The organism is Pseudoalteromonas sp. SR43-7, assembly GCF_014163785.1.
In the GTDB taxonomy this organism is placed as follows: Bacteria; Pseudomonadota; Gammaproteobacteria; order Enterobacterales; family Alteromonadaceae; genus Pseudoalteromonas; species Pseudoalteromonas distincta.
The window spans coordinates 1-12,339 of record NZ_JACJDY010000013.1 but is presented as its reverse complement, the minus strand read 5'-3'; the positions used below and the strand labels follow the sequence as shown (position 1 = coordinate 12,339).

Annotated in this window: 8 protein-coding genes; 4 read left to right on the top strand and 4 right to left on the bottom strand. The window is 39.1% G+C overall.

The features are described from left to right. Positions 1–123: 123 nt before the first annotated feature. The gene (locus H5087_RS11200; RefSeq protein ID WP_182672066.1) at positions 124–2,202 is read right to left on the bottom strand and encodes a TonB-dependent siderophore receptor; all 2,079 of its coding nucleotides are present in this window, start codon (positions 2,200–2,202) and stop codon (positions 124–126) included. Between the two features lie 190 nt (positions 2,203–2,392). Here H5087_RS11200 and dbpA point away from each other — a divergent pair, with 190 nt between their 5' ends. Continuing rightward, complete coding sequence (dbpA, locus tag H5087_RS11195) at positions 2,393–3,781, top strand: ATP-dependent RNA helicase DbpA (RefSeq protein WP_182672065.1); 1,389 nt, start codon at positions 2,393–2,395, stop codon at positions 3,779–3,781. Positions 3,782–3,803: 22 nt separating this feature from the next. Here dbpA and H5087_RS11190 read toward each other — a convergent pair whose 3' ends face one another. Further along, positions 3,804–4,376, bottom strand: coding sequence for a DNA-J related domain-containing protein (locus H5087_RS11190; protein WP_182672064.1), 573 nt, complete (start codon positions 4,374–4,376; stop codon positions 3,804–3,806). Positions 4,377–4,452: 76 nt separating this feature from the next. Between H5087_RS11190 and H5087_RS11185 the strand changes: the two genes are divergently transcribed. Beyond that, positions 4,453–7,272 carry an ATP-binding protein gene (locus tag H5087_RS11185; RefSeq protein WP_182672063.1) on the top strand — a complete coding sequence of 940 codons (2,820 nt, stop codon included), beginning with the start codon at positions 4,453–4,455 and terminating at the stop codon, positions 7,270–7,272. Between the two features lie 63 nt (positions 7,273–7,335). Here H5087_RS11185 and rho read toward each other — a convergent pair whose 3' ends face one another. Next, positions 7,336–8,595 carry a transcription termination factor Rho gene (gene rho, locus H5087_RS11180; protein WP_002960945.1) on the bottom strand — a complete coding sequence of 420 codons (1,260 nt, stop codon included), beginning with the start codon at positions 8,593–8,595 and terminating at the stop codon, positions 7,336–7,338. Positions 8,596–8,780: 185 nt separating this feature from the next. Then, positions 8,781–9,107, bottom strand: a complete 327-nt coding sequence (gene trxA, locus H5087_RS11175; RefSeq protein WP_002960942.1) for a thioredoxin TrxA — start codon at positions 9,105–9,107, stop codon at positions 8,781–8,783. Positions 9,108–9,198: 91 nt separating this feature from the next. Between trxA and rhlB the strand changes: the two genes are divergently transcribed. Then, a complete protein-coding gene (gene rhlB, locus H5087_RS11170) occupies positions 9,199–10,476 on the top strand; it encodes an ATP-dependent RNA helicase RhlB (protein ID WP_002960940.1) in 1,278 nt (425 codons plus the stop codon). A gap of 43 nt (positions 10,477–10,519) precedes the next feature. Beyond that, positions 10,520–12,013, top strand: a complete 1,494-nt coding sequence (gene gppA / locus H5087_RS11165; protein WP_182672062.1) for a guanosine-5'-triphosphate,3'-diphosphate diphosphatase — start codon at positions 10,520–10,522, stop codon at positions 12,011–12,013. The last annotated feature ends 326 nt before the right edge of the window (positions 12,014–12,339 follow it).

Genomic DNA, 12,339 nt, shown 5'->3' with positions numbered 1-12,339 from the left:
AATAGATGAGATGAATAGGCTTTGTAATAGGTTTAATGCTGTTAGGTATAAACGTTTAGATATAAAAAAAGCCCGCGTAAATGTACGCGGGCTATATTTTAAAGCTGTTATTTAAGCATTTAATTAAAAGCTAAATTGCGCTGCTAAACGAAGATTTGTGCCCTCGCCAACAGTTACATTACTCGTGCCGCCACCACCTAAATAGCTATTATCAAATAAGTTTTCGATGTTAAGGCGTAAGTTAATATCGGTATTGCTTAAGTTAAACTTATAAGTGGCGCCTACATCAACACGTGTATATGCATCTTTAGTAATTGTATTATCGCTATCTGCAAAGCGCTCGCCTTCATAAAAAGCGCCAGCGTTAATGGCAATGGCGTCGTTTAATTCATAACGAGTCCAAAGTGATGCCGACCATTTTGGTGCATCGGTAGGGCGCTTACCTTCCAATACTTCATCGCGTTCAAAGTTAGCATCTAGATACATAGTTGATGCCATAACAAATAAGCGGTCAGTAGCAGCACCTTGTGCGCTTACTTCAACACCTTTATGGCGTTGTTCACCCACTTGGTTTGTTTCACTTGTGAATGAGCCAATAGGCGTCTCAAGCTGTTCGCTAACAAGTGTGCCTTCTTTACTAATATCAAAAAGTGCACCTGTAAGCAGTAAACGGTCATCAAATAATTGCCATTTAATACCAATCTCTCTTTGCTCTGAGGTAATGGCATCTAGCTTCATGCCATTATTTACATCGGTTTCATCTATCAGAGATTCACTACCTTGAGGCTCAAAACCTTCTGAGTAACTAGCATATATAGTTGCCGAAGTATTTGGATGATAAAGCACACCTACCTTTGGTACAAATGACTCGTTATCTGCACCTTCTCGTGTTTGTTTGTCGTAACGGCCACCTAGCGATAATTGCCATTGTGGTGAGAATGAAATTAAGTCCTGAACGTAAATACCGTAATAGTCGTATTCAGTTTCGCTTACTGTATCATCTGTTTTATAACTTACAGATGGGCGTGATGGTTCTGCTTGTCCTGCAGAAAAATCAAAGTAGTCAGCAGAAGTACGGCGTTGCCCGTAGTAGTAATCTAGCGAGTTTGCGCCAATTAAAAACTGATGCTGTAAGCTACCTGTTTTAAATTCACCAATAAAATCAATAAATGCAGTTTTAAATTGCCAATCGTCAAAACGGTCGTAAGGACGAGATTCATAGCTGTCACCTTCAGCAAAGCTACTAGGCATGCGAGATGCTGACTCAAAGCGTTGACGTTCAAACGTTTGTTCGTTATAGCCAAGTTTTACTTGCCAGTTATCGGTTAAAAATACTTCTAGGTCTACACCTAGGTTTTCTACTGTTATGTCGGTAAATGCCCAAGACATATCACGGATTGTTTTATCGCTACCAATTACATTGGCATTATCGTCTATCCATGCGCCAGTATCTAAACCTGCTTCGTCATCTGTGCGGTCGTAATGCACACGTACTAATGCGTTATCGCTAATATCGTAATCTACAACTAATGCACCTAAAAAGCGGTCACGCTCACGGTTTTCACCGTTTTGGTACTCACGCCAGTAGTCAACGTCTTGCTTTACTAAAATCCCGCGAGCACGTAAATCTTCCGATTCAGTCAAGGCACCTGCAGCGTCAACCATAAAGCGCGTTGAGCCATGCTGATCTACATCGGCACTGGCATTAAATAGTGTTTGTGCTGTAGGCTTTTTAGTTACCATGTTAACCAAGCCACCCGGGCCAGACTGACCATATAAAATACTTGATGGGCCTTTAATTACTTCAACTTGCTGCAAAATTTCGATTGGTTGCTGATAGTGCGACCAATGCTGATGACCGTCGCGTAAATAACCTGTCGATGAGCTCAGCTCAAAGCCACGTAAGTTAAATACTTCACGATTTCGTTGTTGTGAGCCTGCAGTTAAGCTTGCGTCATTTGTGAGTACTTCGCCAAGTGTAGTGGCAAGCTGTTCGCTAATAATAGTGTCGGTTATTACAGTGACAGATTGTGCAGTTTCAAGTAATGAAGCTGATGTTCTCATTGCGCCATTAGCGTTATCTACTTTGTAATCGTTAAAGTAGCTACCCTTTACTTCTATGCGTTCAAGGTCGGTAGTGTTTGCATATGTGCTTGTTGTAATGCTTGCTAATAGTGCTATGTAAATAGAATTCAGTTTCATTAATTGCTTCCAGCGCAGGTATGTAAAAAAACAATCGCGATCTTAATGCAAACTACTATCATTTTCAACACCTTTCATTAACATGTTTTATAATGTGTTTGTTAATGGTTGCCAATTACGAATTCTGCTATTATAAGCTGCATATTAGTGGGGCTTTCTCCCATGTTATTTTATTGCTATGGAACTTACTGTGACTTCAACTGCTTTTTCATCTTTGGCTTTACCGGCTGGACTCGTTGATAACTTATCAACACTTGGCTATGCCCACATGACACCTGTACAAGCGCAAAGTTTGCCGCCTGTACTTGCTGGTAAAGACATCATTGCTCAGGCAAAAACCGGTTCAGGTAAAACTGCTGCGTTTAGCTTGGGTGTGTTAGCTAAATTAAACGTAAAACGCTTTCGTATTCAATCTTTAGTCTTGTGTCCGACTCGCGAACTTGCCGAGCAGGTTGCGGTAGAAATGCGTAAATTAGCGCGCGGCATTCATAACATTAAAATATTGACGTTATGTGGTGGTGTTTCAATTGGCCCGCAAATAGGTTCACTTGAACATGGCGCGCATATTATTGTTGGCACGCCAGGGCGTGTTGATGACCATATTCGTAAAGGTACTCTACGTTTAGATGATGTGGAAACATTGGTGCTTGATGAAGCCGATCAAATGCTTGATATGGGTTTTCAAGACACACTTGATGCAATTATTGAGCGTATTCCACAAAATCGTCAAACATTGTTATTTAGTGCTACATTCCCAAGAGCCATTGAAGCAATTGCTAAGCGTGTACTTAAAAACCCAGAAATGGTTAAAGTAGAAGAAGAGCAAGCAAAAAGCACAATTAAGCAGTACTTCTATAAAATGGATAACAATAAGCAGCGCTATCCAACGCTTAAGTTATTACTTCTTAAATTTACACCACAAAGCTGTGTTGTATTTTGTAATACCAAAGTAGAAACTCAACAAGTGTGTGATGATTTAGCTGACGAAGGCTTCAGCGCTGTTGCATTGCACGGTGACTTAGAGCAACGCGATCGTGAACGTACGCTAATTCACTTTTCAAATAAAAGCGCTTCAATACTTGTTGCAACCGATGTTGCTGCACGAGGTTTAGATATTGATGACATGGATATGGTTATTAACTACCATTTAGCACATGACACGCAAACACATGTTCACCGTGTTGGCCGAACTGGGCGTGCTGGTAAAAAGGGCATTGCTTGTTCTATTTACGGTGAAGCTGAAGCGTTTAAAGTTGCACAAATTGGCGATCATTACGAGCGTGATATTACTCCAGAACAAATGCCGCCGTTTAATTTATTAGATAAACCGCCGTACCGACCTGAAATGGTTACTTTGATGATTGATTCAGGTAAAAAGCAAAAAGTACGTGCAGGCGATATTCTTGGTGCTCTAACAGGTAAGGATGGGGTTGCAGGTCGTCAAGTAGGTAAAATTAACGTACTTGATAACGTAGCATTTGTTGCTGTTGAACGTAACTCATCAAAACCAGCACTTCGCAAACTAACCGAAGGCAACATTAAAGGGCGTAAAATACGCGCTCGTCGCCTTACTCGTTAATTTAAACCGCTAAATTAACAAATTAGCGAGCAGTTACCTTTAGCTGCTCGTATTGTAATTTTATTTTTTTAAACTTAACTTCACAACCATTTGGTTTATCTGGGTGCATTTGTAATGCAAGTTGTCTCCAGCGCTTTTGAACGTTTTTAAGAGTGAAATTTTCAGGTAACTTCCATTCTAAAGCTAACGCTTTAAATTCATTTTCATTTAATGCTTGTTGTGGTGATGTCGTTTTAAACTGACGCCAAAAACTATTCAAAAGCTCATCAATTTGATCTTTATCCGTATCGTAATTATGCCAATCTAAATAATAATCTCGCAAATTTTCGTTTGTTGTTACTAAGCTATTACCTTCTTTTTCTAAAAGCTCGATATGCAGAGTTGAAATGAGTAAACTCTGAGGGCGTAATTGTGCCTGCAGTTGGTACAATGCATTCATAATTAAAAAGTTGCGTTTAAATAAATCACGTTCAGGGCTTTTATCGAGAGTTGTTATTGCGCTGCGGTTTGTCAGTTCTGCTGCTAAAGTATGAACTTGCCAAATCTGCTTTGTTAATATCAGCTCAAAAATCTCATCAATCAGTGGGTTAAGCATTGTTTAGGCCCTAGTAGTTAGTGTATCTTCAATAAAGATTACACTGATATAAGTAACGGTTTGAAGGATTAAAATTATGCTGGGCAAGTTTAAATGCCTCTTATTTACTATATGCTGTGTACTAATAGCTCCTAGCTATGCCCAAAATAGTGATTCGTTATTTGAGCAATTCAAAAACGAAGTGCAGTGGGAGCCTAAATTACAATTAGCAAATACGTTACTTGCTAATAAAAACGTTTCTAAAAAAGAGCGTGTCGCTGTTTATTCGGCATTAGGTAATAGTGCGTTATCGGCTGATAATTTTAAAGAATCTTTACACTATTTTAAATTATTAGAAAAAAACACTTCAGATACTTTCTTTCCTGACGAGCACTTTCGTGCAATAAAAATGCAAGGTGTAGCACTTTTTTATCAAGGCCTATTTCAAAAGGCCATAAGTGAATATACCCGCACCCTAGTATTAGCTGAAAAAAATGAACAACTACTTGAACAAGCAAATTTACTAAATAATATTGGTTTGGCTTATTTTAATATGAATAAGCTAGGCGATACCCTAGAGTTTTACTTAAAGGCAAAAGCTATTTACGAAGCGCACGGTAGTGAGCAAGATCAAACCGACATATTACTTAATATAGCAGGCGTTTATATACGCTTATCACGCTACGATAGTGCATTTAGTCTTTATCAAGATGTACTTAAAGTTTATCAGCGGTTAGATGATAAAAGCGGTATTGCGCAGGTATACAACAATATGGGTGTTGCTCATATGGAGAGTAATCAATTTGACTTAGCACTTCATTATTACCAGCTAGCGCTGCGTTATTATATTTCAGCCAATGATTACAATAAGTTATCTACGCAATATACTAACTTGGCAAATACTAATTTAGTGTTAAAAAAAGTAGATGAAGCATACGAGCAAGCTAAATTAGGTGAGTATTATGCGCTTAAAATAGGTAACCATAATTTAGAGCTTAATGCGCTACATGCGCTTGGTAAAATTCAGTTTGTTAAAGGCAACTTAGAAGAGGCGAAAATAAGTTTAGATAGAGCTATTTCACTTGCCCATGAATATGGCAGTGAGCGAATAATTAGGGAGGGTTTAGGGACTAAAGCACTACTTGAAGCCAGTAAAGGCGATTATTCAAGCGCAATGGCCTTGCAACAAGAATATATTAGTGAGCTGCGAAAACTCAGAAGTACAGCAATTATAAATGCATTAGCGGTACTTCAGCATCAATTTAAAGCAACCCAATTAAACCAAGAGATAGAAAAACTTAAACAAGATCGACGTGTGCAAGAGCTAAAAATGTCGCAGCGCTCTCAGCTTACTTTATTCTCTTTTTTACTATTACTTTTGGTTGTTGTAACTGGTATTGCGCTTTACCGCCGTGGCGCAGAAAAACGCGCTAAGCAGCAGTTAACAGAGCAAGTTACGCAGCGCACTGCCGAGTTACAAGCAATAGCACAGGAGCTAAGAGAAGCTAACGATGTTAAAAGCCAGTTTTTGGCCAATATTAGCCACGAAATCCGCACTCCACTAACGGCTATTTTAGGGCAAACAGATGCTTTAATTAATGAATTATATGAGCCTGAGTCACTTAAAGATGAACTAAGAGTAATTCAGCGTCACAGTGACCATTTAAAAAGCTTAATAAACGACGTGCTCGATTTAAGTAAAATTGAAGCCAATAGATTAGAGTTAAATATTTCGTGCTTTGATATTGTAGAGCTTGTAAATGACGTACATGCAATGTTTATCACTCAAGCAAAAGCAAAAAATCTACGCCTCATTTTAGACAATCAAGTGGGTAATGAGTTTTACACTAAGCTGGATTTAATACGCGTAAAACAGATTCTTATAAATTTATGTGCTAATGCTATTAAGTTTACTCACGCTGGCCAAATCATTATTGCTTTAAATAAGAGTGAACAAGGGCTAGTGATTATTGTAAAAGATACCGGTATTGGTATGAGCTCTAAACAGTTAAAGCTTATTTTTGAATGCTTTAGCCAAGCTGATAACAGTATTAGCCGTCGCTTTGGGGGGACAGGGTTAGGCCTTAGCTTATCGCAACAATTAGCCGCGATGATGGGCGGTTATATCAGTGTACAAAGCGAATACAAAAAGGGCAGTCAGTTTTCGTTCTTTTTACCGTGCGCAGAAGTAAATAAATCGCAAAGCCTGATTGAAACTCAAAGTGCTCCAAAGGTAAATAAGCAATTGGCAGGGCGTGTTGTACTTGCAGAAGATCACCTTGATAATCGAAGGTTAATAAGCCGCTATTTACGTTCAATGGGGCTCGAGGTTATTGCCGTTGAAAACGGTGAGCAAGCGGTAGAGCAGTGCTTAAAAGAGTATCCTGATTTAGTGCTACTCGATATTCAAATGCCTGTGATGGATGGGCGTTCTGCTTTTCAGCTATTAAAACAGTGTGGTTTTGAGCGGCCTATTTTTGCTTTAACTGCAAATGCTATGAGTCATGAAGTGGATGGCTATTTAGAGTTAGGGTTTAGTGGTTACTTAGGTAAACCGATAGATAAAGAGTCATTTTATAAAGCGCTTTCCAGCCACCTATATAGTGCAGAAGATCAGCCAATTACAAAGCAAAATGAAGTTGATATGAGCGATCTTGTCATTAGTTTTAAGCAAAGCTTTGCTTTGGAGAGTGAAACGATTACTCAGCATTTCATAAGTGAAGATTTAGCCGCGCTACAAAAAGATAGTCATCGCATTTTAGGAGCGGCGCAAATGTTTGGTTTAGATGAAATTGCGCAATCGGCTCAAAGTTTAGATAGAGCCCTTTTACGCAGGACCCAAAAAAGTAGTGCGAATGACTTTAAAGCGCTCGTTGATACGCTGCAGAGTGTACTTAAAAAGTATAACGAAAGTTAAACTGTGTTTAATCCCGACATAAAAAAAGCGCCTTAGGCGCTTTTTTTATTCAGCTAAAACGCTTTATTGGCGTCTCATCGAATCAAAAAATTCATCATTGGTTTTGCTCATCGATAGTTTATCGATTAAGAATTCCATCGCATCAATTTCTGACATGTCATGAACAATTTTACGTAAAATCCAAAGCTTTTGAAGCTCATCTGGTTTTGTTAGTAATTCTTCACGACGAGTGCCTGAACGATTAAAGTCGATAGCAGGGAATACACGTCTTTCCGCAATTTTACGGTTAAGGTGAAGTTCCATGTTACCAGTACCTTTAAACTCTTCGTAGATAACTTCATCCATTTTAGAGCCGGTATCGATAAGCGCTGTAGCTATAATTGTTAAGCTACCACCTTCCTCAACGTTACGTGCAGCACCAAAGAAGCGCTTAGGTTTATGTAATGCGTTAGCGTCAACACCACCAGTAAGTACTTTACCTGATGAAGGAATAACGGTGTTATAAGCACGTGCTAAACGAGTGATTGAATCCAATAAGATAACAACATCTTTTTTATGTTCAACTAGGCGTTTTGCTTTTTCGATAACCATTTCGGCAACTTGTACGTGACGAGAAGCTGGCTCATCGAACGTTGATGCAATAACTTCACCTTTAACTAGGCGTTGCATCTCTGTTACTTCTTCCGGACGTTCATCAATAAGTAAAACCATTAATGTTACATCAGGGTGATTATGCGTAATTGATTGTGCAATGTTTTGAAGTAGCATTGTTTTACCCGCTTTTGGCGGAGCTACTAACAAGCCACGTTGGCCGCGGCCAATAGGAGATGCTAAATCAAGTACACGGGCTGTAATATCTTCTTTACTGCCGTTACCACGTTCCATGCGAAAACGTTCGTTTGCATGTAGTGGAGTAAGGTTTTCAAAAAGAATTTTAGTTCGAGAGTTTTCAGGTTTATCAAAGTTAACTTCATTTACTTTGAGTAAAGCAAAGTAACGTTCACCGTCTTTAGGTGGACGAATAAGGCCTGAAATTGAATCGCCAGTACGCATGCTGAAACGGCGAATTTGGCTAGGTGAAACATAAATGTCATCTGGCCCGGCTAAGTAAGAGGCTTCTGATGATCTTAAGAAGCCGAAACCATCTTGTAAAATCTCTAATACACCGCCGCCGAAGATATTCTCTCCGCCTTTGGCATGGGATTTAAGAATGGCAAAAATGATATCTTGCTTTCTTAAGCGGGCTACGTTTTCGAGCCCCATGGACTCAGCTAAGTCTACAAGCTCTTTAATCGACTTGTCTTTTAATTCGCGTAAATGCATATTGGTGGGTTCTTTATTACAGTTGTCATACTCAAAATCGCTTTGATCGTTGAGTGAGGTTTGTTGAATATAACTAAGGATTAGTTGGCTTTATAAACTAGCAGTTCACTGGCAAAGCGTCCAGTCTTTATACAAAATAAATTTAAAAAAGGGCAAAAAGCCCTTTTTATTGTTCTAGCTTACCGTTAGATGTTGTTTTCTAAAAACTCGATAAGTTGAGTTTTTGAAAGAGCACCTACTTTCGTTGCAGCTACTTGGCCATCTTTAAAAAGAAGTAAAGTAGGGATACCACGAATACCAAACTTTGGCGGTGTGCCAGCATTTTGGTCAATATTTAATTTAGCAACAGTCACACGGCTGTCGTATTCATCAGCAACTTCGTGAAGAATAGGGGCGATCATTTTACAAGGTCCACACCATTCAGCCCAGAAATCTACTAGTACTGGTTTGTCTGATTGTAATACGTCAGCTTCAAAGCTATCGTCAGTAATTTGGATTATTTTCTCGCTCATTGCGCTCTCCGATTTAGTTAGGCGAAATATTTAGTGCGTATTTAAACACTCTTGTTTCTTATTGCAAGTTTAAACGTTATGCTTAAACGCTATGACTAAGACACATTTAACCGATAAAAAGTTTTCAGACTTTGCTATCGCACCGGAAGTGGTTGCCGGTTTAACCGAGAATGGGTTTGAATATTGCACACCTATTCAAGCAAAATGCCTACCTTTTATTTGTGATGGACGCGATATCGCGGGCCAAGCTCAAACGGGTACAGGCAAAACGTTGGCGTTTTTAACTGCCACGTGCCATCGGTTATTACAATCTAGCAAAGCACCTAGTAAACATCCAAGAGCCCTGATCATGGCCCCTACTCGGGAGCTTGCGATTCAGATACACAAAGATGCTAAAATTTTAGCGCCGCACTGTAATCTTAACTTAGGTTTAGTATATGGTGGCGAAGATTACGAAAAACAACGTGCACAACTAGAAAAAGGCGTTGATATTTTAATTGGTACTACAGGTCGCCTAATTGATCTGTATAAGCAAGGCTGTTACACCCTTAATGAAATTGAGGTAGTCGTGCTGGACGAAGCCGATCGTATGTTCGATTTAGGTTTTATCAAAGATATTCGCTATATGTTCGATCGCATGCCAGATACATCAAAGCGTTTAAACTTATTATTTTCTGCCACATTATCGTACCGCGTACAAGAATTAGCTTTTGAGCACATGACAAACCCAGAGCATGTTCAAATTGAACCTGACGTTAAAACGGGTAAACGTATTCAAGAAGAGCTATTTCATCCTTCGCAAGAAGATAAAATTAAGCTGTTGTTAACCTTAATTGAAGAAGAATGGCCAGAGAAAGCAATCGTGTTTGCAAATACCAAGCATAGTTGTGAAACAGTATATGCTTGGCTTAAATCAGACGGTCATCGTGTAGGTATGCTTACTGGTGATGTTAACCAGAAAAAACGCCAAACTATATTAGCGCAATTTAGCAAAGGTGATTTAGACTTTTTAGTTGCGACCGATGTTGCAGCGCGTGGTCTTCATATTCCAGAAGTAAGTCATGTGTTTAACTTTGATTTACCTGACGATTGTGAAGATTATGTTCACCGTATTGGCCGTACTGGCCGCGCTGGTGCATCAGGCCACGCAATTAGTTTTGCATGTGAGCAATATGCATACAACCTGCATGAAATTGAAGAATATATAGAGCACAGCATTCCTTTATCACATTATGATAAAACAGCATTGCTAGATGATTTAACTCAGCCTATTATTCAAAGAAAGCGCAACTATTCAACAGGTCCACGTAACCGTAGTAATAACAGCGGACGTCGCCCAAATAATAGTTACCAAAAAGGACGGTCATAAACGACCGTTTGTATAAGTAGTAGTAACTAGAGGTTTTTGAACGGTGGGGCAACTTAAACCGCAAAAAAATGTGTACGCAGTTATTGATTTGGGCTCAAATAGCTTTCATATGCTTATAGCCAAATCAATTGCTGGCGGTCTACAAACAATTGGACGTGTTAAACGCAAAGTCCGATTAGCCGCAGGGCTTGATAAAGGAAACGTATTGAGCACTGAAGCAATGCAGCGAGGCTGGGAATGCCTTGCCCTTTTTGCTGAGCGTCTACAAGATATCCCAGATAAAAACATCACCATAGTAGCAACAGCTACCTTACGGTTAGCAACTAACGCCGACGTATTTAAAAATCATGCAGAAAAGATTCTTGGCCATAACATTAATGTTATTAGCGGAGAATTAGAAGCGCGCACAATTTATAAAGGTGTTGCCCATACTTCATCTTGTACTGGCAAACAGCTTGTTATTGATATTGGTGGTGCAAGTACAGAAGTTGTAATTGGTAAAGCATTTGATGCCCTACATTACAAAAGCCTCAATATGGGCTGTGTTACCTATCTTGAACGCTATTTTAAAGATTGCCAACTAAGTAAGAGTAACTTTAACGCAGCAATAAAAGCGGCTCGTACAGTTATGGATGAAATTTCTCCAGAGTATAAAGCAGCTGGATGGCAAATTGCATCTGGAGCTTCTGGTACAGTACAAGCAATTCAAGAAATTATGGTCGCGCAAAATCTTGACGACTTACTTACACTTGAAAAGCTCAACACTATAAAAGATCAAGCAATTGCATTTAGCACTATTGCAGCGCTAGACCTTCCTGGATTAAGTGAAGACCGTCGACTGGTATTTGTATCAGGACTTGCAATCTTAATCGCACTATTTGAATCTCTTGAAATAGAAAAAATGGGATTGGCGGGTGGAGCACTGCGTGAAGGTGTTTTATATAGCATGGTTCCGGAGTTTCATAATAACGACATTCGCAAACGCACAGTTGATGGGTTTATGAGTCGTTATCATGTTGATCAAAAACAAGCGTGTCGAGTTTCTAGCTTGGCAATGCAGTTAGCGCTGAGTATTGATAAAGATTGGCCAATTGAAAGCTTAAATGGGTTACCACTATTAAAAGCGGTAGCGCAGCTTCATGAGGTTGGATTACTAATAGAGTATAAGCAGTACCATAAACATACCGCTTATATTTTGGAAAATACCGATATGCCTGGTTTTTCACAATCAGAGCATAAATTAATAGTAGCGGTAGCAGATGCACATCGATCTGATTTTCCAAAAGGTTGTTTTAATTCACTCGGCGTAAATAGTCTATTAGCGCAATATATAGTGAGATTACTACGAATAGCAGTCATTTTATCAATGCGCAGACAAGATGATGTACTGCCTAAGTTTAAGTTAACTGCTAAAAATGAAGTGTTAGACCTTAAGTTTGAAAGTAACTGGTTAAAAGATCATCCGTTAATGGCCAGCGAGCTGCAACAAGAGTCTAAACAGCAAGGAAAACTTGGCTGGATGCTCATAGTAAACTAATTAAAAAGGCCCATCAGGGCCTTTTTAGTGTTTAAAGTAACCATTTCGATGTAAATATGTGCGAACAGCACATTATTTCAAGTTTTCTTCAAAAAAGGGTTGATCTGTTTTTGGATCTCCCTATAATGCGACCCCACTGAGACGGGAAACAGCAACGCATAGCGAGGCACGAACAACTCAGGGTGTTAAGTGAAACTTAGATTGAATCTTTTTAGAAAGTTTAAATTTAAGTGTTGACAAAAAAATAGGAAAGCGTAATATGCGCAGCCCTAGCGAGATAAAGTTCAACTTTATAATCGCAACGTTCTTTAACAATATAAAGCAAT

What these genes read in the sequence shown, in the direction of transcription:
- H5087_RS11200 (WP_182672066.1), bottom strand. Translation starts at nt 2,202, where the DNA reads ATGAAACTGAATTCTATTTACATAGCACTATTAGCAAGCATTACAACA.
- H5087_RS11190 (WP_182672064.1), bottom strand. Translation starts at nt 4,376, where the DNA reads ATGCTTAACCCACTGATTGATGAGATTTTTGAGCTGATATTAACAAAG.
- H5087_RS11185 (WP_182672063.1), top strand. Translation starts at nt 4,453, where the DNA reads ATGCTGGGCAAGTTTAAATGCCTCTTATTTACTATATGCTGTGTACTA.
- rho (WP_002960945.1), bottom strand. Translation starts at nt 8,595, where the DNA reads ATGCATTTACGCGAATTAAAAGACAAGTCGATTAAAGAGCTTGTAGAC.
- trxA (WP_002960942.1), bottom strand. Translation starts at nt 9,107, where the DNA reads ATGAGCGAGAAAATAATCCAAATTACTGACGATAGCTTTGAAGCTGAC.
- rhlB (WP_002960940.1), top strand. Translation starts at nt 9,199, where the DNA reads ATGACTAAGACACATTTAACCGATAAAAAGTTTTCAGACTTTGCTATC.